Consider the following 23,933-nt stretch of genomic DNA (forward strand, 5'->3'; position numbering starts at 1 on the left):
CTGTCTCTAATTTGCATTAAAAATTGATTTTAAAATCTTAATAATTTTCGCTATTCAAACCTAATAAATTGGATTATTATCCGCGCCCTACGCGTCTCTTTAAGGCTAATAATACAGCGCCTTACCAGACGTACTTCTTATACCAATCACAGTAAGTAAGTGTTCAGAAATAGCGCAGGAAAAATGCTTGAGAACAAGGCGACATTTTTCGATAAGTAGTTATTCTACAATCAAAAATTTCAACGCAGTTATCGAGCATTTTAACCAGTTAGGATGAACAGTTATTTACTACGATTGGTATTATATACCTTTCCAAATAAGCGGTTAATCAAACACTTAAAGTAGACTGGTGTTATTTTGGATAGACTATAATGTCCTCTAACGCTTTATATACTGATTTATCTGGCTATTACGATTTAATGTGTGCTGATATCGATTATCAAGAGCAAAGTAACTTTGTTCGCCGTATACATCAAATCTTTGGTAATCAAGGAAGAGATTATCTAGATTTAGCGTGTGGTACAGGCCCACATGTTAAACATTTTATTAATTATGGATATCAAGCAAAAGGGTTAGACATAAACCAACCTATGCTTGATATTGCAAAACAGCGTAACCCTGAAGCTGAGTTTATTTTGCATGACATGAGTAACTTCAAGGTTGAAGAACCATTGGATTTAATCACCTGTTTTCTCTACTCGATTCACTACAATGCGAATATTGAAAAACTGTCAGAATGCATTGCAAGCGCTCATGCAGCGTTAAAGCCAGAAGGCGTACTTTGCTTTAACTCTGTAGCAAGAAACAAGATCGACAATCGCTCATTTGTAAAACATCCGGCAGAGCACGAAGGCAGCCAATTTAGCTTCCAATCAGGCTGGAACTATTGTGGCGAAGGTGAGCAACAACACCTATTGTTAAAAATAGAAAAAACAACGGATGGCGTAACAGAGGTTTGGGACGACAAGCACCCTATGGTTGCGGTTGATTTTGAACAGCTGAACGCTTTGCTAGAACCGTACTTTGACGTTCATATGTTTGAGCATGATTATGAAAAAATCACACCATTAAATGATGGCTCAGGTAATGCCATTGTGGTTTGTGTGAAAAAATAACTTTAATACATATTATTACAATACAAACAAAAAAATCCGCCCATTAAAGGCGGATTTTTATTTAACTCATCTTCAGAATAATCTTATCTCTGAGTACAGATTATAGGTAGTTAGCATCAACCAATTCGCTAAGCTCTACTTTATTTACTTCAGGACGGCTATCTAACCAATTAGCCACAAGAAGTTGCTCGTCTGCTGTGGCTGAACGGTAACGCTCAGTTGAACAGATAAAGCCTTCAAATAGCTCTAGACCACCGCCACCAAAACATAAGTCAATGCTGTTAATGTAATCAATGAAATCATCAACAAATGCATCGTATTGGTCAAAGTCTTTAAATTCAGTAGCACAGCTTACTTCAAAACCAAGAATCGCAAATTCACCTAAGTATAATTTCTTACGAATACGACGATTTTTGTTTTCTAACTTATTCAGTTTCATGACATTTCTCTCTTTGATTTATCTACTACCTTTATACTCCTTTAGTCAGGTTTACCCAAGCTTTGATTGCAAGAAATTAATAAGTTTATACAAACAAAAAAGCCAGAGCAGTCACCTACTCTGGCTTTCTTTAGCTATCAATTAACGTTGGGTAATTACCAACCTAATAAGCTTTTCTCTTGTTGTTTACGGATCTCAGTTTCATCAGCCCACTCGATAAGGCCAGTTTCTAGATCCATTAAACGCATTGTCATTTTGTAGTATACGTCTTTGTCGCTACCTGCATTTTTCACGATGCTAGAAAGGTTGCCATAAAGCATGTATTGAGCGCCAACCATTTTACCGAACTGAATCGCTGTATTTTGGTTTACTAACTCATCGTTGTTTTGGAAGTTAAGTTGTGAACGTACCGCTTCTACACGATCCATATCAACGAAACGGAACTTACCAGAATTAAGTAGCTTAGTACTGATTGAATCCGTTACTGATTCAGTATCAATATGCTCGCTTGTTTTGTTTTTAATGCTCTCAACAAAAACAATTGGACGATTACCTTGAGTAATTTGAGCAACAGCACCAGAAGACAACATGCTTTCTGTCATTTCACCCGCAATCTTTTGTAGATCCGTTGAGCCAAAGTCTACCGTTGTTGTTTCAACCGCTTGTGCATCACCGTAACTTACTTTATTAGAACAACCACCGAGTAATACAGCCAAGCCTAATAATGCAACAACACTTTTTTTCATTTTATTTACCTCTAGTAAGTGGTTTCTATCTTAAATTATAGAAGGTTATTCTAATGTACGAATTTGAACACGGAATTGAGTTGCTTCAGGCTTTATAGCCACACCTTGAATGCTCATTGTATCTAAACCACGAACAATAAAAGTACGCCAAGGTGAATCAGAACCATTCACTTCTAGCCCTTGAGCATCATACCAATAAAAACGGTACTGAAGTTGTTGATCCCCTGAGAATTTACTTGTAACTGACACAATACCTCGAACCAAGCCATTATTGTCTTGGGTACTTATCTGTTCAACCGATAAACGATGCCCAAGTACATTATCACCAAACAATACTTTCTGAGTACTGCTGTCTACGCTAATACCCGCGGTTTGACTTGAACTACACGCTGCGAGTGCCAATGGTAGTAACAATACGATAAGCCATTTCTTCATTATATTTCTCCTAACTGTTTATGCCACCATGTGACCGCTTTTCCTTGCCTAGAGACCCAAACTACCACGGTATGACCATCTTTTACTGTAAAGTTTAGTTCATTCCCTAAATATTGAATTTGATTCTCACCAGACTCAATCTTTTTACTCGTTACACTAATCACACCCGGTAATGTTTGCCAACTACGCGTATCTGGCTGCTCTGTCAGTGAGTTAAAAATAGTTAACACTGCATTAGCGAGCTCTTCCTCTTTGGTGTTTCTTGATGTTTTTCGTAGTTCATCTTTTGCAACAACACGTAAAGCCTGTCGAATAACCATTGCAGGAATACGCTCATTCAGATCATTGCGAGCCATCAAGGTAACGTCAGTGATAGGATCTGAATTTAACGCTTTATCATTCACTTTAAGTGGCGTGAAAACTTCACGGTTTGTCGTTTTATAATAAGGCAAAGCTAGATTGTATTGAACAAAGTTGCCTTGGCTATCCCACATTGGTAATCGTAATCGCCAGTCTGAAAGCTGTGGCAAAATACCTTGTTCATCAATAATAATGACACGGCTATCCGTTCGACTAGGAACCTGATATTCACCATACTTCTGCTCTAGCATTCGAATATCATTTCGCATACCAAGACGTCGAGCGAGACGCTGCACAGATTCAATAACCGTCTTATTATTTGGTGCAACGGCTAAGGCTCTTTTATAGTCGATATACGCATCGCTATAATTACGGTTCGTTTCATATAACAAACCAGAGTAGTAGAACAAATAGCCATTTTGCACCGCTGCCAGCTTATCACCCACATCAGGATAATTAGCTAAAATCGCGCCGACATTCGCATCTACACCTTGTTTTTTTGCTTCTTTCTCTGCAGAACGTAAGTCTTTCTCACGATCTCTTTTGGCTTGTTCCTGAATATAGTTTGCCTTACGAACTTCAACTAAAGCGCCGTCTAAATCATTATTCTTTAAATAATTCAGTGAAAGGTACAAATGCAAATAACCGAGCTCATAATCCGCCGGTTTATAGTCAATTAAATTATCATTCGTTACCAGCGAACCAACTTGATTCGCCGAATCTGAAACAGAGATAACCGCTTGATCGCTTTGTACTCTTGCCGCCTGCTCTGCGGTTTCAAAATCAGATTTACTGACCGTGTAGTGCTCACTGAGTAAAGCCACTCGCCCACGTTCTAAGTTATCGAGAATAGGACCGCCGATTTCAATAGGCTCTTCACTATAAGCAAGTTTAGAGTCACCATTTTTAACTAGCTGATAAGTGTCATCCGTTTGTGCCGAGTAGTGGCTAAACAAATTACCGACAGACAGATTCGCACACCCTGTTATTAGCAGAGTAAAAGACAATACAATGGTTTTTTTTAATATCGATATCATTAAAATAGAATGCTCTTGATTAAAAAGTAAGGCCCCAACTATCGGAGCCTTATATTAGCGATCTATTAGCTTAATAGCATTGGACCTAATGGACGTCCGCCCACAAGGTGCATATGAATATGGTATACCTCTTGGCCACCATGAGGATTACAGTTAACAATTAAACGGTAACCATCTTTGGCAATACCCTCTTCAATCGCAATTTTCTTAGCTACAGTAAATAAACGTCCCATAACTAGTTCATCTTCAGCTTCTACGTCATTTGTTGTCGGGATCAGCTTATTAGGAATAATCAATACGTGGCTCGGTGCACGCGGGTTAATGTCACGAAACGCAGTAACTAAATCGTCTTGATAAACCACATCCGCCGGGATCTCTTTGCGAATAATTTTACTAAAAATCGTTTCTTCAGCCATGAATCTTCTCCAATAAAACACAGTTTTTTATTTACTATATAGCTCTAGTATGCGTCACAATTTTCTCGAAAACAATCACTTGAATCATAAGTTCAGCACAAATAATATCTTAATACATAAAAACCTATCTAAAATTTGAGAGTCACCTCTCGCTGCGAATTGTCGATTTTATAGATATCGTCACAATTAGCGATATTAAATAATCATACTATCAATAATGCTGTCATCATATTAAGACAGAGTCTCACAACTGAGGCCTAAGTGTTACATTTAATACAATTATTATATTAAGAGAGATAGAACATGAACAGTTCGGTAGTACGTCGAATGTATGCAGGCTTTTCACTGATTGTGGTCCTGTTTATAATGACGGTTATACTAATGCTCAACGGAACGAGCAATATTCACACTCAAATGAAAACCGTTTCTTCTGAATCATTACCTTTAGTCAGTTTATCTAACGAAACGAGTGTCGCCCTTCTTGCTGCAGATAAATCATTCAAGGACTTTTTAACGACACGTGATCCTTCTCAAATGCAACAATCAAGAGAACAGTTCACTTCAGCCGAAGACACTTTTAACTCAACCTTTAAGCGCTTAACAACGGTAGCAGAACAAAAAAATACCGGCACTCAGCAACGAACAAAACTCACTGCTATTCAACAAGCGTATTTCACCGAAGCTAGAGTAGCTATGAACAACTACCAAGCTTTATTACTTGCTGAAGATGAAAAACAGAAAGCAATCCGTAACTTCCAACGCCTTTTTTCTGAATTAAGTGTTCGCATGAAGGAATACGTTAACGACCAAGAAAGCATTGCTGTAAAAGTGATGGCAAAAAGTTACTTTGTTAAACTCGAAGATGCCGAATTAATCACCTCTGACGCACTAGCAAGTAACGATATTGAATTTGTAAAAAAAGCCGTTAACCAAAACAAAAAAGCCGTTACCCATTTAAACTACGCGTATCGTGGTTTAGCCAATCAATTACCGCAATTAAAAGAAACCTTTGATAAATCTGTTAATCAATTTAGTAATGAAGTCGGTAAAAAAGAAGGTATCCTAAATACACACTTTGCTTACCTAAATGCTACCGATACCCTTTACAGTAATATCTCTAATCTGGCTCACCAAATTGATAGCGCACTTGTTTTGTTAACCTCATTTAATGAATTAGCAAATCAAGACCTACAGCAATCACTGCAAGTTGCAGAAGATATCTACCAACAAAGCGTATATAAAGCGATTGTATTAGGAGTTGTGGTTTCATTGCTTGCGACCTTTATTGGTTATCACCTTGCGTCATCAGTTCGTACACCATTAAAGAATATGCTTCTGATTTTAGAGTCTCTGACTTCTGGTGATATGACTCAACGAATTGTAACCAAACACAATACTGAGTTCAGTCAAGTTTCTCGTCACATTAATACACTGGCTGATAATCTACAAAAAGTACTACTGCAACTCAGTGGTGCCTCAGACGAATTGACCGAGGTTGCTCAAAACAACAGCTCAACGGCTGAAAGAGCAAAACAACAACTGCTAAATCAACGCGAACAAACCACTAGCGTCGCCGCGGCGATGACTCAAATGGAACACTCAGTTGTTGAAGTTGCCTCAAGCTCAGAAAGCTCCCTACTTAAAGTACAAGAAGTAGAAGCCGCTTCAGAGCATGGTCAACAAGTGATGCAAAGCAATTTGCAAACCATTGAACAGCTATCAAGCCGCCTTGATGAATCAGTACAAGCCGTAGGTAATTTACAAAAAGTCAGCGGGGAAATTGGTTCTATTCTCGATGTGATCAATAACATTGCAGAGCAAACTAACTTACTTGCACTGAACGCCGCGATTGAAGCTGCGCGCGCAGGTGAGCAAGGACGTGGCTTTGCCGTAGTCGCCGATGAAGTTCGTATTCTTGCTCAACGTACTGCAAAATCAACCTCTGAAATTGAAGTCATGATTGCCAACCTTCAATCCAGCTCTAAAACCACCACCACCGTGATTGAAAGCTGTGTAGTCGACATGCAGCAGAGTGTTACTCAAACAAACGAAGCCAATAATGCAATGGTAATGATCCAAAGCTTGATTGATGAGATAAGCCACATGAGTAATCACATTTCTCAAGCGGCTAACGAGCAAAGTGCAACCACAACTGAAATTGCACGCAGTCTTGAAGACATTAGCCACATTGCAGAAGAGAACCAAACCGCAATGAATGATATTGCCAATGTCAGCTCAACATTGAATGAGTTGGCACACCAACAAAGTGATATCGTGCATCAGTTTAAGGTTTAGCTTATACCATTCTGGATAAGTAGTTGTTCAGATAATTGCGTAGGAAAAATCGATTAGAGCAAGGCATAAATTACAGTAACTAGTGGGTCTAATTACAAAATTTATAACGCAGATATAATCAATTTTAACAAGCAAGAATGATCAAATACTTATGTAGATTGGTATTAGTTAGTTAAGCAAATAACTAAGCGACAAAAACAAAAAAGGTGGATTCGTTATCCACCTTTTTTATGTCTGCTTATTAAGGCTCTAATCTAGCAATAGCTAACGTGAAAATAACAGATACGAGTTTGCAGGAATAAAGAATCGAAGATTTCCCTGTTGAGGTGCGTAATAGTTGTGCGAGGTTCTTTCTAACCACACCACATCCGATTTTACCGCCATATTCACTTCAATATTATGGGCAGATTTATTGATTGCCACGATGCCACTTTCCCCTCTTTCGAAGATCAAATGATCATCACTTGCAGCGACGTGTTTTTGTGGCTCACCATACATATCATGATGAAAAGCAATCAGCGTTGCCATGCGTTCAGAATACCACTCATCTTTCCATCTTGGCTCACCTGCGCCATTTTTTATGCCACTGACATCAAGCTCAGAATAAATCAGAGCAATACCACCATCACGGCCAAACAAATACGCATGCGCAAGCCACTCATTTGCTTCACTCATCACAAGCGACTGAAACACTTGGTTATTTGGAATATCATGAGTGGTCGCAAAAGTAATCGCGCGCAGTGGAGACATTGCCATCCCATAAATATACGGGTCAATTAAGCTTGTAAAAGAGGCGTCTTTTTCTAGTGCTTGATAAAGGGTATTAAACAAAGGAAAGTCATAAGCGCCTAACTTTGTTTCTTTTAGGTATGGATTTAAAAAGGTTTCATACTCTTCTTTGGTTGCACCACCATCAGTAATGATCTCACCAAAAATATGAATATCATGAGTGATCTCATCATCCCACACTTTGCTAAGATGCTCTAAACTCATGTGCTTAGCGGCATCAATACGAAAGCCTTTCACACCAATCTGTTTTAGCGCCTTTAGGTATGAACGTTGTTGCTCAATAACATGAGCATTATCTGCTAACGTTGGTAAACCTGGGTCATGAGGCCCACCTGAGATTCGGCCGTTCTGCACTTCCCATTTGTCATTCCAATTCTCAATCCCAAAGGCTTCGACAAAGTCAGATTCAGTAAATAGCGGTTCTGATAAATCACCAAACAGTTTTAACGCTTCATACTTCTCAGGGTTACGAGCGTAATCCTCTCTGTCCCATTGATTTGGGTATTCAAGATCCGCCCTAATATCCGATTCATTGGCCATGTGATTAAACACCACATCAGCGTAAACCCAGATGCTTAGTTCAGCTAATCGCTCAACCATGCGTTTAAAATCAAGCGTGTTACCAAGAGGATTATCAATCAGGCGGTAATCTTGTGGTTGATATCTCTGCCACCACTTTGAACCAGAGGGTAAGCGTAATGATTTCATTGCAGGCGACACCAATACTGAGCGATACCCTAAACTGGCAATCAATTCGGCTTGCTCTGTGATGTAGTCATAATTCCAATCAAAAGCATGTAGGATGACATTACTCATCGCAGGAACTTCAACTGAATGCCATTGTGTTTGCTGATCCATTATTTTTTATCCATTACATAACATCATTCAATTATAAAAAGTTCCCATCTGCCTTCCCTCCTCCCTAACTCTATAAAATCCAGTAGGAGATCTAAGGCGTAGACGAGGAGTATAAGCAGTACTTCATAACGATACCGTCACAAACACCAACAATTAACTTATTCTATAATAACAAGTTATCTTCAATTGGAATAAAGCGATCAGCCGCCTCGATAAGAGAATTAGCCGTTAAATTTTGCACGCCATACACTTCAACTTCTTTATTAAAACGTGACTGAATTCGCTTAACGAGTAAGTCAAAATCCCCATCGCCAGATAAAATAACCACAATATCCGCCTGCTCTGCCAACTCAATCGCATCAAGGGTGATACCTACGTCCCAATCGCCTTTTGCTGATCCATCACGACGCTGAATAAAAGGCTTAAGCTTTACATCAAAACCAATACCACGAAGGATATTATGAAACTGCTTTTGTTTGTCATCACTGCGCGCAATCGCATACGCATTAGCCCCAACCACCTTACGGCCATCGGTCACTTTTGCCCATAATGCGTTGTAATCAAAATGACGTTGGTAAACATCACGCGTGGTGTAATAAATATTTTGTACATCAACAAGAATCGCAACGGTTTTCATATTTCGCCTTCCTAGGAAATTATCCAATGAGTCTATATGAATCCCTTTAATTTAGGTATACTTCGCGCAAATTTTGTATTGGAAAGACGGTAAAATGACTAAAGGCTACTCTTGTATTGGATTGGTAAACCCAAAAACACCTGAAAACGTAGGCTCGGTAATGCGAGCGGCAGGCTGCTATGGCGTAAACTCGGTATTCTACACGGGCAGACGTTACGATATCGCTAAACAGTTTTGTACGGATACAAAAAGCCAGCACCTTAACGTGCCATTAATTGGCGTTGAAGATCTAAAAGACATCATTCCTTTAGATTGCGTGCCAGTCGCGGTTGACCTTATTGAAGGCGCAAAACCGCTGCCAGATTACAAGCACCCACCACGTGCGTTTTACATTTTTGGCCCAGAAGACGGTACATTGAAGAAAGAGATCACAGATTTCTGCCGCGAGACTATTTATGTACCAACCAATGGCTGCATGAACTTAGCCGCTGCTGTGAACGTGATCATGTATGATCGCATGGCAAAAGGCGAAAACTTCTCAAACCATAAATAATCTACGTTACACTAGATGAATAAAGGAACTCGACATGTTTGATTTATCACGTATTTCGGGTTTCGAAAACGCATCAATTACCCAAACCGATACCCTACAAACCTTGTGGGGCGGATATGGGGAATTGGTGCGTTTGCATTTAACCCATGCACCCACCTCTTCTATTATCATTAAACAAATCACCTTACCCAAGCCTAAAGTGCATCCTAGAGGTTGGAATACGGATTTATCACACCAGCGTAAACTCGACTCCTACCAAGTGGAACTCAATTGGTATCAAGATTACGCCAATGCAGTTTCTACCCATTGCCCTGTACCGCGCTGTTTATACGTAGAGCAGCGTGATAACGAGCTAATCTTAGTACTGGAAGATTTAACAACCTGCGGATTTCCCATCGTAAAAACTGGACCATTACAAACCAGCGCCTCAATAAATGAAACCAAAGCCTGTTTAACGTGGCTTGCAAACTTTCATGCAGCACACCTTAATGTTGAACCAATTGGCTTATGGAAAACTGGCACGTATTGGCATTTAGACACGCGCCCTGATGAGCTTGAAGCCTTAACGGATTTACCATTAAAGCAAACCGCAGTTAAGATTGATGAAACACTTAAAAACAGCCGCTACCAAACCTTGGTTCATGGTGATGCTAAGTTAGCGAACTTCTGTTTTTCTGAAGATGGTGAACACGTCGCTGCGGTTGATTTCCAATACATAGGAAAAGGCTGTGGCATGAAGGATGTGATTTTATTTATCAGTAGTGCCGTTATGCCAGAAAACTGTGCGGAGCTTGAGAATGAATTACTGGATCATTACTTTACGCAACTTAACACCGCCCTATTATGTTTAGGTCACACAAAAGCAAGTGACGATATTGAGCAAGAGTGGCGACCACTGTTTTGCATTGCTTGGGCTGATTTTCAACGCTTTGTAAAAGGCTGGAGCCCAGAGCATTGGAAGATAAATGGCTATACTGAGGGGCTTAAAGAGAGAGCGCTGAAGGTTTTGTAGGAAAAAGGTCGCAAAAGAGCGACCTTTTTTGTGGGGATTTTAGCAGGTAATTGAATTTTGGAGAGAATCTTGTCAGTGGATTGACTAATTTAGCAAACCATAAATTAACTAAAGTATGGTAAACCCGCTTAGCTGATGTCTAGTATTGCTGGAGCAAGTCACTAATAGTGACAATAGCCCTATTAGTGACAAATTCTAAGTACTAGTTAACTAAGAGCATTTAGCTCTTTAGGTCGTACATAATTTTTAATTGACTCATCTAGCTGTAATAATAGTCCCAGCAACTCGTACGCTAAATTTTCGTCGAATTCCTCATCACGATTTTCCTCATGAGTGCCTTTATTCAGCAGAGTCCAATTAACTTGATGCTTGTTACTTTTGTCTTTTATGGCTTCTAATGCGCTCTTAGAAGGAACAAACGATTGAACACCAGGTTTCTTTTCTATGGTATTAAGTAAAGCAATTAGACCATCTACTAAGGAATACAAATCTGGACTTCGACCTGGAGCAAATAGCTTAACTGAAACTGACGAACTGAATCCTTCGTTACCAAGTTTACGCCACAATCGGTCAGTAAGGTCCTCAAGAGATCTCCGACATTCCATTAAGCCATCTTTAGTTTTACCTGCATCTAAACTGTGCTGCGCTTTCTCCAAATATTGTCTGTTTTGGTCTTCTGCGATAACAATATCTCTCCCATTTTTATTTCTCACTAGATCATAACGCTTGAGTACCTTGGATAAATTCTTGTTTGGAAGTTGATTTTCTAAACGCTTTACAAAATCCTCGCCGTGAGTGGTAACTATTATTTGTTTTTTTTTGTATTTGTTCGTCTCGACGATCTCATTGATAACCCCAGTTCTATGTTCGTCATCAATAGCGTTAACTACATCATCAAAAATAAATATACTCTGTTCGTCTTTTATCGACTTGGCCAACAATATAGATAAACCCAAACATCTTAAGTGCCCTTCACTTAACACTCTAAGTGCATTTTCATTCTGACCATCTATAAACTGTACCATTATATTTTCGGAAGGATTTTTCGGTAATCTGAGGTCAATCAAAGTTTCATGGGGATACGGATGTTTGTTTATGTTGTTATATATTTCCATTGATGTATTCGATAACTCGCCAGCGATAATGCCCGGTAAATTATTTGAATAATCTCGCAGCTTGCTAATAAGCTTTTCATAAGCTATTGCGTAATATCCAATCAAGTCTATTCTTTTAGATTCATCCGAAGCTTCCAATATTAGAGTTTTGTTTCGCTCATCAAAAGAATCTATCTTGTTTTTTTCTTGTTTTATAACTCTATTAGACTCTTGGTAAAGCTCATTTATAGTTGTTGCTTCAGTATGATCCAAACCATATTTTTTTATTAGATTATTAAGTTCTTCAATCTCTTTTATTAAAGGGGAATTTTCTTTATTCTCCTTTTCATATTTAGACAAAGTGTCTTTTAATTTATTATTTACATTATTAATTTCGGTTGGGACATTATTGTAATTCAAATCGATTTCTATTTCGTACTTCTGTAATTTGCTTACAAATATCAATATATCGTTTTCGATAGTCGACTTCATTCTCTTAAAGTCAGCTTGTTTTCTAGCTATGTTTTGAAGCTCTATAAGTTTGGTCTTTGCTTTATCGAATGGATTCTTAGTTACCTTATCTAAAGGAGTATCACAAGAGGGACAACAACCTGCTCCCTTCTTCAAAGCCGATATAGCTTTGTATAAATCAAGGAAATTTATTTCATTAACAGATTGGCTAAGTTCTTTTTCCAACAATATACATTGGCTATGCTTAATACTAAGTTCGTTTCCATTCACTATTAACCCATTTAGTGGGCTAAGATCTCTTATGATTACCTTTTTATATTTGGATAGTTTGTCATTCAGATTAGTCATAAAGGCTGAGTCAGGTTTTAATTGTTGAATCACATCAGAAACTAAACTCAATTTTGGATACTTTGCCATTAGTTTATTTTTTCTTAACTCAAACCCCTTAATTTGCTCTTTACTATTCCTTATTATTGCTTCTGAGGAATCAACCTTTTTCCTTTCAATAACCAGCTCTTGGTTTTTTACCGGATTAATGACTAAATAATTCTTAATAGATGCACTAAAGCCCGTGCAAAATTTGTTAAATTCATCAAGTCCGAATAGTAGAGATAATCGAGACTGCTTTTCACTATTTGTATATGAAGAAACACGAGCAAAACCTTCAATTCTATTCCTTTCAATAAACATGAATTCGTTTTCAGGTGATGCTATTGATTCGGATACTGAACCATCAGAATATTCAACTAAAAGACTAACATTGGTATTGAGTTCTTTTATATTTCTTGTATATACACTATCATCAAATCTCTTTGATTTTGCTTCATGTATCTTGCCAGTTAACTTGTATTCTAACGCTTCACAGATACTAGACTTACCAGTACCATTGGGGCCATAAATAAAACTATACTGCTTACTTAAGTCAAAATCTTTACACTCAGAAAAACCACGAAATCCTTTAATGGAAAGCTTATTAAGGCGAGTTATTTTTTTCTTATTTTTCGAAGTTTCTTTACGACGTGATGTGAAAGGCACCATTGGAGTGTTTAATATCAAACTTGATACGTATTTCCCTCTGGAACCAGCAGCGACACCTTTACTTGAAACTGTATCGAAATTTGTAAATATTAGATTTGCGATTTCGTTCTCTTTTTTAGAAAAGCTACATAGACTCGATTCTAGAAAATTCAAATATTCGTTTTTTGTCTCAGACATTTATATACCCCTTCATGCATATGAGCATGATTATACACCTCCGCGATTATAAATATTTGATGTGTATTACTTTTCAATACTTTAGGTAAGGAAAAATCTCATTAATCGGATATGAAGACACCTTAACTCTAACTGACTATGAGGCAGAAACAAGCTAGACAATCCTGAAATTACTCCATCTTGGTAATAAATATGTATTATGAAAATAAACTGCCTTCCTTCCCAAAGTCACTCATTAATGTTTAAAACATGGAAGACCTTTTGGCTTCTTCCACGATTGCTATGATTTATTCAGAAAAGTCATCTCCTAGTTTTACTTAACTTCAAACTCCCCTAAATAGGAGCGTTTGAAGTTAAATGTAGTCACCAAGAGTTAGATGATTATTTAGTAAGTTGATATGCGCCAATAAGACTCTCAAGTGGAATGTTCAACTTACGATTTAAGTTTCTAATCATGGTGAGTGAAAGTCGTCTCTTTCTCTTTAAGATCTCAGTCACTCGGCTGCGTCGCCCTAATATTGGTGTTAAGTCATTATCACTTAATCCAAGCTGCTCTATTCTAAATTTAATTGCTTCTACTGGACTTGTGCTTCAATTTTATAATGAACGTTTTCGTATGCTTCCGCTAAAATGGTTAAAACTTCTAATTCATCAAATTCAATATCAGGTAATGCATCAGGATCACCGCTAGTGAGTTCGCTGATTCGAGCCATCGCTGCTTTGTAATCATCTTTCGTTCTAATTGGCTTAATATTCATAATTTATTACCACTGCATTGTTATTTAGTATTTGTGGGCTCTATAAAAAAACTCCCTAGCACAAAGTACCAGGGAGTTTTATTGTAGATCTAACTTTTACTTTAGCTCTTAATCTAACTACAAACTAACCTAATTAGTTAACTTGCTTAGTCGCTGCTTTTGGCTTATCAACTTCCGTCAATAACCCTTTAAGTAGGCTTGCACTGCCTAACAACAGAATAATGGTAAACGGCATTGCTGCAATAATGGTGATGGATTGCAGCGCTTGAATAGATTCAGTACCACCAATCCACAACATAATCATGGCGATAGCACCAGAGATAACAGCCCAAACTACCTTCTGTTTAACAGGTACTTCTAATTTACCACCCGCTGTCATGCCATCAATAACGATAGAGCCTGAGTCCAACGTGGTCACAAAGAAAACGATGATCAGTGCTACGGCAATAAAAGATAGAATATCCCCGAACGGATAAGCATCTAGCATGTGGAACAGGCTTAAAGAGACATCAGTAATACCTTGTTGAGTACCCAACAATCCAACTTTATCGATAACTTGTTGAATAGCCACGCCGCCGAAGATAGACATCCAAGCGGTTGTTACCACTGTAGGAATAAGCATGACACAAAGCAGGAATTCACGAACGGTACGGCCTCTAGAGATACGTGCTACGAACATACCGAAGAAAGGTGCATACGCAACCCACCACGCCCAATAGAACACCGTCCAACCGTGCAACCAAGTGGTATCCTCACGGCCAGAGTTTTGGCTTAATGGAACAATGTTCTTCACATACCCTGTCAATGCGGTAACTAATGAATCCAATACGGTTGTGAAGTTCAGCACAGCAATCAGACCAAGGAAGATAAAGGCAATAACCATATTTAGGTTACTAAGAAACTTAACGCCCCCATCCATACCACGTAGAACAGAAATAATAGCTAAGCCCATAATCAATACGATAATAGCCTGTTGAAGATAGATATTATTTTCCATTCCGAAAACATGGCTAATACCACTCGCCGCTTGCGAGCCGCCTAAACCAAGAGACGTTGCCAGACCAAACAAGGTAACTAATACGGTTAAGATATCAATCACATCGCCAGTTTTACCCCAAACGCGATCCCCTAATAGTGGATAAAACACCGAGCGCATTGATAATGGCAACCCTTTGTTATAAACAAAATAAGCAAGGCAAAGTGCTGTCATGCCATAGATAGCCCACGCATGTAAGCCCCAGTGGAAGACGGTTGCGCCTAGTGCAAGTTCACGACCTGCTTCTGTAAAAGGTTCGACATTAAGTGGGGTTCCAAACCAGTTGGTAAAGAACGCCGTTGGCTCTGCAACACCCCAGAAAATAAGCCCAATACCCATACCTGCGGCAAATAGCATCGAGATCCAAGAGGCTTTTGAATAATCTGGTTTTGCACCTTCACCACCTAAGCGAATTTTCCCCAAAGGTGAAAACGCGATAATAATAGCTAAAATTAATAATAGGTTAGCTCCCCACATAAAGAGGAAGTCAAAATTTGATAATACAGAGCCTTTAAGAGAATCAATGGCGGCTTTTGCGTCTGCTGGTGGTAATGCGAGAAGAGTGATAATGAAGAGAAGAGATAAGCCGACTGAGGCTATAAAAACGGTGTTATGGACATCCATGCCCCATTTACTAATGTTATCTTGACCGACTTCATAATCTGTCGATTCAATACTGTACTTTTCTGATTTAAAACCCATAAACGATAATGTTCAGATATCCGACTAAGCGAACGGCTAGGCGAATACAAGGACAACTCCTTATCCAATTACTATTTGATTGAGTAGCGGGACCATGTAAATAAACATGATAAAAATCACCACGGTAGGTGATTAATTGCTCTTTTTCTCAATCCCAAGCGGCGAATTGTAACACAATTCAGGTGGTTATTGTGATTAGAGTGTTTCGGTTGCTTTTTCTAAGCTAACTGAAAAAAGCAGAATGAATCTTAATCTTCATTCTGCTTTTATTACGAACGTGGCTATTTGAGTATCAAACCAAAATCACTCAAACGGATTCACCTTCATATTGCTTAGCGTAAACGCATACACATCCGCCATTAAATCCATCGATTTAGATATCGGCATACCTGCGCCGTGACCTGCATTGACATCAATACGAATTAACACTGGATTATCACCTGATTGCTTGGCTTGTAACTCAGCAATAAACTTATAAGAGTGCGCAGGAACAACGCGATCATCATGATCAGCCGTTGTTACCAATGTCGCAGGGTATTCAACGCCCTCTTTCACGTTATGCACTGGCGAGTAGTTTAGTAAATACTCAAACATATCTTCACTTTGTGCTGAGGTGCCGTAGTCGTACGCCCAGCCTTCTCCAGAAGTAAACGTATGGTAACGAAGCATATCCAACACACCAACCGCCGGCAGCGCGACTTTAAATAACTCAGGGCGTTGGGTCATGCACGCGCCAACCAATAGACCGCCGTTTGAGCCACCACGAATTGCCAAATGTGATGAGTCGGTATAACCAGCGTCGATTAGGTATTCAGCTGCTGCAATGAAATCATCAAATACGTTTTGCTTCTGTTGCTGTGTTCCTGCGTTATGCCACGCTTTACCATACTCGCCACCACCGCGAATATTGGGAATTGCATACAGACCACCAAGCTCTAACCAACTGGCCATTACACCACTAAAGCTTGGCGTTAGGCTAACGTTAAACCCCCCATAGCCATACAGAATGGTTGGATTGGTGCCATCAAGCTCAATGCCTTTTCGATAAGAGATAAGCATTGGAACTTGAGTGCCATCTTTTGAGGTATAGAGCACTTGCTTTGATTCAAACTTCTCAGATTCAAAAGGCGATGCTGAGGCTAAATACAATTCAGTATCGCCTGTCTTCACATCAAATTGGTAAATCGTTGGTGGCGTAACATAGTTAGTAAAAGTGAAAAACAGATCGGTTTGCTCTCTTTTGCCTGAAAAACCTGTGACTTGGCCTTCACCCGGTAGCGCAATTTCTCGTAATAAGTTACCTGAAAAATCGTATTGCTTTACTTGGCTAAGAACATCAACCATATACGTTGCAAATAAGGTGCCTCCACCAACGCTAATATCTAACGGTTGGGGCTGCTCTGGAATAACATCGACCCAATCACATGTGGCTGCATTATAAGAAACAATCTTACCGTTTGGTGCATTTAGGTTGGTGTACATTAGTAAGCGCGAGTCATCATTTTCAATTACGTAAGTATCTGAATCTGTATGGCTTAATACGGTGATTCGAGTTGGATTCTCGCAACTTAAACGCTCAAGATAAAGCTTATTACCAGAGGTCGATGTCGCGGCTGATATAACCAAGTACGCATCATCCTCAGTTGTATAGCCACTGACATAACGATGCTTCTCTTCTTCTGTGGCACCAAACACCACAACATCGTCTGCTTGCGGTTTACCTATCTCATGAAAATAGAGTTTATGCTGCTCGGTTCTTGCTGATAGTTCACTGCCTGTTGGCTTGTCATAACTTGAATAGTAAAAGCCTTTTGAACCTAACCATGAGATGTCGGTAAATTTCGCATCAATAATAGGTGCTTCGATCTGCTCTTTGGTTTCTGTATTTAATACGAAGATTTTGCGCCAATCACTGCCCGCTTCTGAAATTGAATAAGCCACTAATGACGTATCTTTAGAAAAGCTAACCGCACCTAACGAAGTGGTTCCCTCTTCACTGAAGGTATTCGGATCAAGAAAAACGTCAATTTCTCCGCCCTCTTTTGAGCGATACAACACACTTTGATTTTGTAAGCCGTCATTTTGATAGAAGTAAGTGTAATCACCACGCTTGAATGGCTGTGATGTTTTTTGGTAATCCTGACCTTTTGCGATTAAAGCGCGAATATCATCACGAAAATCGACATGAGAAAGATAATCAAAGGTGACTTCATTTTGTTTATTCACCCACGCTTCTGTTTCTTCGCTTCTGTCGTCTTCTAACCAACGATATGGATCAGCAATGGCATGAGAAAAATAGTGGTCAACCGTTGAGTCTTGTTTTGTGAAAGGATAAATCATAATGCATCCCTATTTATAATTAGTTTGTGTTATCTGTTTGTAGAATACGCTCATTAAAAATAGGAATACAACTGTTTGATGGTTTAAGTCTAGTTATTGGTACTGTAAGTGTTACGGTTCTGTCTATAGTGATAAATTTAAGGGTTTAGAATGTTTATTAATCAGCTTATTTTTGTGATTAAATTCTTATGCAACCTAGATCACACTTTTTATAAAATAAAGAAAAAAGTTTATCGACAGATTGAAGAATTAGCACTATTTTATCTCGAATCCACATCAATCGTGATTTGGATAACTTTCGAGCGCTATATTACTCACAATAAACCGTCCGCATACACTACATTATACTCTAACTAATTTTACGTTAAACCCGTCTGATCCTATTCAGAATGGGGAGTTGTTGGTGCGCGAACTCAATCATTAAATCTGTTTTTATTACGGTCAATAAAAATGAAAAAACACTTCGAGCTTATCGATAAACCCACTTTTTTCGGCGCAGTATTACTGCTTTGTGCCGTTGTTATTCCTTTGCTGGTATTCCCAGCGGAAGGGGCTGAGTGGATTGCTGTTGCTAAAACATTCATGACCGATAAACTGGGCTTTGCCTATTTAGGTCTAGGTTTAGCGGCATTTTTCTTTATGATCTATATCGTTTTCTCTGATATCGGTCAAATCAAACTGGGTGATCCCGATGAAAAGCCTGAATTTGCTCTGTCGTCTTGGGCGGCTATGCTATTTTGTGGTGGTATCGGTGCGAGTATTTTGTACTGGGGTACAATTGAATGGGCTTACTACTACCAAAACCCTCCGTTTCAATTAGAAGCGGGCAGTGAGGAAGCGGTACGTTGGGCGGCAACTTATGGTCTTTTCCACTGGGGTCCAATTGCTTGGTGTATCTATATGATCCCTGCAATTCCAATCGCTTACTTCTTCTATGTACGTAAACAACCTGTACTAAAAGTATCTGCTGCTTTAATGCCTGTTATTGGTGAAGCAAACAGCTTTGGTAAACTAGGTAAAGTTATTGATGTACTGTTTATCTTTGGTTTATTAGGCGGCGCGGCAACCACATTAGGTTTAGCGGCACCACTGATCAACGAAGGTATTAGTTACCTATTTGGTATTCCTGCAACAACAGGCAGCCAGATTTTGGTACTGATGGTTTGTACCGCTATCTTTGCTTACTCATCGTACATGGGTATGGACAAAGGCATTAAGATTTTAAGTAACATTAACTTCTGGGGTGCGTTAGGTTTACTGCTGTTTGTATTAGTTTGTGGCCCTACCATCTTTATGCTGGAAACCGGTCTAGATTCAATCGGTCGTATGCTGTCTAACTTCTTTGTGATGGCAACATGGGCAGAACCTTTTGGTGGCATGGGTACGTTTGAAGATACGCACTTCCCACAAGATTGGACTATTTTCTACTGGGCATGGTGGTTAGTATTTGCACCAAGCATGGGTCTGTTCGTTGCGCGTATTTCACGCGGAAGAACAATTAAGCAAATGGTTTCTGGTGCGGTGTTCTTTGGGTCTTTAGGCTGTTCAATGTACTTCATCATTCTAGGTAACTACGGTTTATCACTGCAGTTATCGGGTGAGTTAGATGTGGTAGGGATTCTGAATTCCGAGGGCGCGACTCGTGCCATCTTCGCTACTTTAGAAACTCTGCCGTTTAGTACTTTCGTTATTGCTGTATTTACGCTGTTATGTGTAATTTTTACCGCAACAACGTTTGACTCTATCTCTTATATTTTAGCGTCAGTAGTTCAAACTAACGTGACTGAAGATCCAATGCGTTGGAACCGTCTGTTCTGGGCCTTTACTTTATCATTTATGCCATCGGCGTTGATGTTTATGGGCGGCTTAGCAACACTGCAAACAGCAGCAATTGTTGGTGGTTTACCGCTATTAGTTATCGCCGTTATGCTAATGATCTCTGGTGTTAAAGCAGCAATGCTAGACTTATCTCACCAAGATAATTACGTAGATCCTGTAATCAACATTTCTGATTTACCAGATGTTGATCCATGGAGCAAAGAAGGCCAAGCATTGGCTCGTTTTGAGCAACTACGTGATAACGCAATTGAAGCAGCAGATCTAGAACGTGAAGCAAACGACGCAATCTGGATGCTGAAAAAGCAATTACGTAAGGAAGCATTAGCTCGCGGTGAATCAAGCGTTGATCTAGGCGATGCTCCTGATGAGATCATTGAGAAATTACGTCAACTAACGGATGATTCAATGAATGCTAAAGATGCTAAGTTAGCGGCGTCTGAGCTTGCTCAAGAAGCGCGTGTTGTCTTTGATGATCTAATGCGTCAAAAAGTCGAAGACGAAGCACAACAAGCAAATGAAGAAGCAAAACTGGCGATTAAAACAAGATTGAATACGCCAAGTTAATTCTAACTTTGTGGTTAATGTCTGCACTGAATATGCAGGCATTAACCCTTTTTCTTTTTAACTCTTTTCATTAATTTACAAGCCGCTACCTCACCCCTAACACAATCGCTGCGATACCTGATACTGAACACATCACCAAAGACACCTTTCTGATCGTCTCTTTATCTATTTTATCCACTACTTTCATTGCGACCAGATAACCAATAACCGAAGCCGGAAGTAATGGCAACGTAAGATATAAGTGATTCAAACTCATGTACCCAGCAGGCACTTGAACCGCTAATGAGATAACACTACTCACCACAAAGAAAGCGGATAAGTTAGCTCGAATAAGATTTGCTTCTTGATGCTGTAATAACAGCGCCATTGGCGGTCCACCAATACCTGAACTGGTGCCAAACAAGCCTGAAAAGAAACCTGCAATCGTCATTCTTGAATTATTTGGTTCAATACGAAATGGAAGCAAGCTAATCGCAACGGCAAGTAATACAACTACACCAATCCAAAGAGACAGCAGTTTTGCATCTACATAGTAAAGTAGTAAACCACCAAGCAAAGAGCCCGGAATTCGGCCTAAAAATGCGTAGCCTAATCCGCGAAAAGAGACATTCGCCTTGTATTTATAGGCATTAATAATGGATAAGAATAAACCGACAATTACGATTGGGCCCGGCACATAATTTGGCGAGATTAAAAATAACAATGGTGCTGTAACAATAGCCAAACCAAAACCAATGGCGCTTTGCACAAATGAGCCTATAAAAATCAGGAACATTGCAAAGAATAAACCGAGATCGATTAGGGGAAATTCCATAAAAAATGCCTTCTATTTATGGGGAAATAATAGAAGGCATTATGAACTAGATTTTAGAAAGGAAATAGCAGTATTACACTATTTACTTTTCATTATTACTCAACCGATTGCAGAGTTTCCCACGTTACTTCGCACTCACCTTTTACCGTAGAGATAAATGCTGAATCACCGGTAATCATTACTGAGAACTCCATCGTTCTTTCTAAGAAAGTGGAGAACTCTTGGATCTGCTCCCAATCAAAACGAACCACTTCTACAGGGTATTGCTTAAACTTGCTTTGGTTTTGCTTCCACCACACATCAGATTTTGAGTTAAAGCTGTACACTTTAGTCACTTTTGATTGGCGTGATGCTTTTTTCATGCGATCAGGATCTGGCTCTCCAGCATCAATCCAAAGTGAAATGGTATCATCATATTCACGAACCCAGATATCTGGCTCATCAACCGCTGATAATCCTTTAGTAAACGTTAAATTTTCTTCTGCATTTAAGCAAAAAGCCAACACGCGAGCCATCATACGTTCAACGTTCTCAGATGGGTGTTGAGCGATGGTTAAGTTTACTGAATCGTAGTGATCACGGTTCATGTCCGTTAATGCAACACGGAATTTATAGATGGTTGGTTTGATAGCCACTGGCTTTCCTAAGTATTGAGAATTGGGTGCATTGTACCCTTTTCTTCTTGGTATGCTATAGCTGTCTGATTTACCGATCAAATAATGAATATATTCCATCTCCATCCATTATACGTTTAGAAGAGAATAGTTCACTTGGGCTGTTCTTGAGAGTTTCTACTAACTTTATCTGGCATCGCTAATTTGTGAGCATTTCGCTCACTGACACCTTCTCAGAGTAACCACATCGTTATGCTGTATTTTCACTTTCTTGGCTTCAGTCGGTAGCTCCAAAGTCGGCGTCTTATCAAACTATATTGGTTCAAACCTGCCTTTAAACTGTACTGATTTGCTGCGGCACGCTTCCCGTCGAAACATAGGATTATTATTTTATAGGCTAGGTTTTCCAAGTTGCCATAGCCTACTCTCATATTTGACTTCTTAGAACACCATCATGCTCAGCGCACTATAAACCACGACCTGTTTTTCTTGACCACTGCAATTAATACTTAACACTAATCTGCTCTTATCTCTTTGCCGTGCGAATATAGTCCGCTTAATCTATGTATACCTTTATAAATTTTAAGAAAATAAAATACATTTATATTACTTTAAAAAAATCTAATTCTTCTTTTTGTGCAACCGCTAATTTCGATACTTCTTTAGTAGCTTGATGTGTTTGATTAATAGCCGATACATTTTGAGTAACAAGATCAAAAGTTCGTATTGTATTTTGAGCAATCTCTTCTATTACGTGAAGTTGTTCTTGTGATGCTGTAGCAACTAACGAACTGATATCCGAAATGTTATCAACTGAACCTGAAATTTGCAAAAAAGCAGATTCAACATTTGTAGCCAAGTCCATTGATTCTTTAATAACACCGACATTCTGCAAAATATTGTCGTTAACTTTTTCTGCTTGTGATTGCAATTTAGTAATAATATTTTGAATATGAAGTGTTGAATCTTGTGTTTTCGCAGCTAAAGTTCGAACTTCATCTGCGACAACAGCAAAGCCTCGCCCAGCATCACCAGCTCTTGCTGCTTCAATCGCAGCATTTAGTGCAAGTAAATTAGTCTGCTCTGATATAGAGTTAATAACATCAGTAACCTCACTTATATTTAATGCGTCGGCTTTCAACTCAGAAACAAGCTGTGCTGTAACTTGTATTGAATCACCCATCATATGGGTCTTATCAAGTTTTTCTTTAATTGCTTTGCGCCCATTTGATACGCTCACTTTTGCCTTTTCTACTTCCTTTTCAGAATGTGTTGCATTTACTGTGACTTCTTTTGATGTACTTGACAACTGACTAATTGCGGTTGAAATCTCTTCAATTTGAGCAAGCTCATCTTGAGAATTACTAGCCGTATCAACCATTACTGTAGAAACCTCTTCTGAGGCTGAAGATACACTATTGGAAATCGAATGACTATTATGTAATATTTCAGAGAGTTTATTAGTTAGTAAAACTAATGACTTATAAATCCCAGTATCTTTATTAGAAGATTTTAATTTTTTAGGTAATGCTCCTGTAGCCATTTTTTCAAGGATTTCTGAAATATAATTTGGTTCTCCACCGATAGGCTTATAAATAAATTTATCAAAACCGTACACAACAAAAGCAATAGCAATAGCAATAGCAATAGCAATAGCAACAATGATAAAAAATAAAAACAATAAAATAGCTTCAATTAACATATTGTTTAAAACTGAATTCAATTCATCTTCGAATTCACATACAATAACTGTCCATTTATATGAACTGGACATTGTGTGTTTTCTTCCACTTA

At 38.9% G+C, this 23,933-nt stretch carries 19 protein-coding genes; 5 read left to right on the forward strand and 14 right to left on the reverse strand.

Annotated features, from left to right (window positions below):
• Window positions 1-371: 371 nt before the first annotated feature.
• Entirely contained in the window at window positions 372-1,115 is a 744-nt protein-coding gene (locus F8B77_RS00460) for a class I SAM-dependent DNA methyltransferase (protein ID WP_130049339.1), read from the forward strand.
• Window positions 1,116-1,215: 100 nt separating this feature from the next.
• Here F8B77_RS00460 and F8B77_RS00465 read toward each other — a convergent pair whose 3' ends face one another.
• The 5 genes from F8B77_RS00465 to hinT all read right to left on the reverse strand — a co-directional run bounded on the left by F8B77_RS00465 (window position 1,216) and on the right by hinT (window position 4,548).
• Entirely contained in the window at window positions 1,216-1,554 is a 339-nt protein-coding gene (locus F8B77_RS00465; protein ID WP_130045294.1) for a YggL 50S ribosome-binding family protein, read from the reverse strand.
• A gap of 155 nt (window positions 1,555-1,709) precedes the next feature.
• Window positions 1,710-2,300: a penicillin-binding protein activator LpoB gene (lpoB, locus tag F8B77_RS00470; protein ID WP_122035085.1), complete on the reverse strand. Its 591-nt coding sequence runs from the start codon at window positions 2,298-2,300 to the stop codon at window positions 1,710-1,712.
• 45 nt (window positions 2,301-2,345) lie between these two features.
• On the reverse strand, window positions 2,346-2,735 hold the full coding sequence (locus F8B77_RS00475) for a YcfL family putative periplasmic lipoprotein (protein ID WP_122035087.1): 390 nt from the start codon (window positions 2,733-2,735) through the stop codon (window positions 2,346-2,348).
• The gene (locus F8B77_RS00480; protein WP_151652768.1) at window positions 2,735-4,132 is read right to left on the reverse strand and encodes a COG3014 family protein; all 1,398 of its coding nucleotides are present in this window, start codon (window positions 4,130-4,132) and stop codon (window positions 2,735-2,737) included. The genes F8B77_RS00475 and F8B77_RS00480 overlap by 1 nt, the downstream gene beginning before the upstream one ends.
• Window positions 4,133-4,197: 65 nt before the next feature.
• A complete protein-coding gene (gene hinT, locus F8B77_RS00485) occupies window positions 4,198-4,548 on the reverse strand; it encodes a purine nucleoside phosphoramidase (RefSeq protein WP_130045292.1) in 351 nt (116 codons plus the stop codon).
• A 303-nt stretch (window positions 4,549-4,851) separates the two neighbouring features.
• Between hinT and F8B77_RS00490 the strand changes: the two genes are divergently transcribed.
• A complete protein-coding gene (locus F8B77_RS00490) occupies window positions 4,852-6,843 on the forward strand; it encodes a methyl-accepting chemotaxis protein (RefSeq protein WP_151652770.1) in 1,992 nt (663 codons plus the stop codon).
• A gap of 264 nt (window positions 6,844-7,107) precedes the next feature.
• Here the strand turns inward: F8B77_RS00490 and F8B77_RS00495 are convergent, their stop codons facing one another.
• Together F8B77_RS00495 and F8B77_RS00500 are read right to left on the reverse strand one after the other, a co-directional pair.
• Window positions 7,108-8,490: an alpha-amylase family protein gene (locus tag F8B77_RS00495; protein WP_151652772.1), complete on the reverse strand. Its 1,383-nt coding sequence runs from the start codon at window positions 8,488-8,490 to the stop codon at window positions 7,108-7,110.
• Window positions 8,491-8,653: 163 nt separating this feature from the next.
• Window positions 8,654-9,127: a LabA-like NYN domain-containing protein gene (locus tag F8B77_RS00500; protein WP_130045289.1), complete on the reverse strand. Its 474-nt coding sequence runs from the start codon at window positions 9,125-9,127 to the stop codon at window positions 8,654-8,656.
• 94 nt (window positions 9,128-9,221) lie between these two features.
• On the opposite strand from F8B77_RS00500, the gene F8B77_RS00505 reads away from it, so the two are divergent.
• Window positions 9,222-9,680, forward strand: coding sequence for an RNA methyltransferase (locus F8B77_RS00505; protein WP_060990765.1), 459 nt, complete (start codon window positions 9,222-9,224; stop codon window positions 9,678-9,680).
• Between the two features lie 34 nt (window positions 9,681-9,714).
• Window positions 9,715-10,692 carry a phosphotransferase gene (locus tag F8B77_RS00510; RefSeq protein WP_151652773.1) on the forward strand — a complete coding sequence of 326 codons (978 nt, stop codon included), beginning with the start codon at window positions 9,715-9,717 and terminating at the stop codon, window positions 10,690-10,692.
• Between the two features lie 206 nt (window positions 10,693-10,898).
• On the opposite strand, the gene F8B77_RS00515 is transcribed toward F8B77_RS00510, so the two are convergent.
• The 4 genes from F8B77_RS00515 to F8B77_RS00530 form a co-directional block, all read right to left on the reverse strand.
• Window positions 10,899-13,472, reverse strand: a complete 2,574-nt coding sequence (locus F8B77_RS00515; protein WP_151652775.1) for an AAA family ATPase — start codon at window positions 13,470-13,472, stop codon at window positions 10,899-10,901.
• Window positions 13,473-14,047: 575 nt separating this feature from the next.
• On the reverse strand, window positions 14,048-14,230 hold the full coding sequence (locus tag F8B77_RS00520) for a hypothetical protein (protein WP_167512719.1): 183 nt from the start codon (window positions 14,228-14,230) through the stop codon (window positions 14,048-14,050).
• A gap of 133 nt (window positions 14,231-14,363) precedes the next feature.
• Window positions 14,364-15,968, reverse strand: a complete 1,605-nt coding sequence (locus tag F8B77_RS00525) for a BCCT family transporter (protein WP_151652779.1) — start codon at window positions 15,966-15,968, stop codon at window positions 14,364-14,366.
• Between the two features lie 303 nt (window positions 15,969-16,271).
• Window positions 16,272-18,308 (reverse strand): prolyl oligopeptidase family serine peptidase, encoded by a 2,037-nt coding sequence (locus F8B77_RS00530; RefSeq protein ID WP_151652781.1) that lies wholly within the window; start codon window positions 18,306-18,308, stop codon window positions 16,272-16,274.
• Window positions 18,309-18,758: 450 nt separating this feature from the next.
• Here F8B77_RS00530 and F8B77_RS00535 point away from each other — a divergent pair, with 450 nt between their 5' ends.
• Window positions 18,759-20,711: a BCCT family transporter gene (locus F8B77_RS00535; RefSeq protein WP_151652783.1), complete on the forward strand. Its 1,953-nt coding sequence runs from the start codon at window positions 18,759-18,761 to the stop codon at window positions 20,709-20,711.
• Between the two features lie 85 nt (window positions 20,712-20,796).
• Here the strand turns inward: F8B77_RS00535 and F8B77_RS00540 are convergent, their stop codons facing one another.
• From F8B77_RS00540 to F8B77_RS17440, 3 genes are all read right to left on the reverse strand, one after another.
• The gene (locus F8B77_RS00540; RefSeq protein ID WP_167512720.1) at window positions 20,797-21,525 is read right to left on the reverse strand and encodes a sulfite exporter TauE/SafE family protein; all 729 of its coding nucleotides are present in this window, start codon (window positions 21,523-21,525) and stop codon (window positions 20,797-20,799) included.
• A 95-nt stretch (window positions 21,526-21,620) separates the two neighbouring features.
• Window positions 21,621-22,160 (reverse strand): YaeQ family protein, encoded by a 540-nt coding sequence (locus F8B77_RS00545; protein ID WP_130045280.1) that lies wholly within the window; start codon window positions 22,158-22,160, stop codon window positions 21,621-21,623.
• 580 nt (window positions 22,161-22,740) lie between these two features.
• Window positions 22,741-23,913 (reverse strand): methyl-accepting chemotaxis protein, encoded by a 1,173-nt coding sequence (locus F8B77_RS17440; protein WP_167512721.1) that lies wholly within the window; start codon window positions 23,911-23,913, stop codon window positions 22,741-22,743.
• Window positions 23,914-23,933 lie beyond the last annotated feature (20 nt).

Source organism: Aliivibrio finisterrensis (genome assembly GCF_008933155.1).
In the GTDB taxonomy this organism is placed as follows: Bacteria; Pseudomonadota; Gammaproteobacteria; order Enterobacterales; family Vibrionaceae; genus Aliivibrio; species Aliivibrio finisterrensis.

Coding starts and splice junctions, on each gene's coding strand:
- F8B77_RS00540 (WP_167512720.1), bottom strand. CDS start 21,525: ATGGAATTTCCCCTAATCGATCTCGGTTTATTCTTTGCAATGTTCCTG.
- F8B77_RS00475 (WP_122035087.1), bottom strand. CDS start 2,735: ATGAAGAAATGGCTTATCGTATTGTTACTACCATTGGCACTCGCAGCG.
- F8B77_RS00520 (WP_167512719.1), bottom strand. CDS start 14,230: ATGAATATTAAGCCAATTAGAACGAAAGATGATTACAAAGCAGCGATG.
- F8B77_RS00530 (WP_151652781.1), bottom strand. CDS start 18,308: ATGATTTATCCTTTCACAAAACAAGACTCAACGGTTGACCACTATTTT.
- F8B77_RS00525 (WP_151652779.1), bottom strand. CDS start 15,968: ATGGGTTTTAAATCAGAAAAGTACAGTATTGAATCGACAGATTATGAA.
- F8B77_RS00490 (WP_151652770.1), top strand. CDS start 4,852: ATGAACAGTTCGGTAGTACGTCGAATGTATGCAGGCTTTTCACTGATT.
- F8B77_RS00460 (WP_130049339.1), top strand. CDS start 372: ATGTCCTCTAACGCTTTATATACTGATTTATCTGGCTATTACGATTTA.
- F8B77_RS00480 (WP_151652768.1), bottom strand. CDS start 4,132: ATGATATCGATATTAAAAAAAACCATTGTATTGTCTTTTACTCTGCTA.
- F8B77_RS00535 (WP_151652783.1), top strand. CDS start 18,759: ATGAAAAAACACTTCGAGCTTATCGATAAACCCACTTTTTTCGGCGCA.
- F8B77_RS17440 (WP_167512721.1), bottom strand. CDS start 23,913: ATGTCCAGTTCATATAAATGGACAGTTATTGTATGTGAATTCGAAGAT.
- F8B77_RS00515 (WP_151652775.1), bottom strand. CDS start 13,472: ATGTCTGAGACAAAAAACGAATATTTGAATTTTCTAGAATCGAGTCTA.
- F8B77_RS00510 (WP_151652773.1), top strand. CDS start 9,715: ATGTTTGATTTATCACGTATTTCGGGTTTCGAAAACGCATCAATTACC.
- F8B77_RS00495 (WP_151652772.1), bottom strand. CDS start 8,490: ATGGATCAGCAAACACAATGGCATTCAGTTGAAGTTCCTGCGATGAGT.
- F8B77_RS00500 (WP_130045289.1), bottom strand. CDS start 9,127: ATGAAAACCGTTGCGATTCTTGTTGATGTACAAAATATTTATTACACC.
- F8B77_RS00465 (WP_130045294.1), bottom strand. CDS start 1,554: ATGAAACTGAATAAGTTAGAAAACAAAAATCGTCGTATTCGTAAGAAA.
- lpoB (WP_122035085.1), bottom strand. CDS start 2,300: ATGAAAAAAAGTGTTGTTGCATTATTAGGCTTGGCTGTATTACTCGGT.
- hinT (WP_130045292.1), bottom strand. CDS start 4,548: ATGGCTGAAGAAACGATTTTTAGTAAAATTATTCGCAAAGAGATCCCG.
- F8B77_RS00505 (WP_060990765.1), top strand. CDS start 9,222: ATGACTAAAGGCTACTCTTGTATTGGATTGGTAAACCCAAAAACACCT.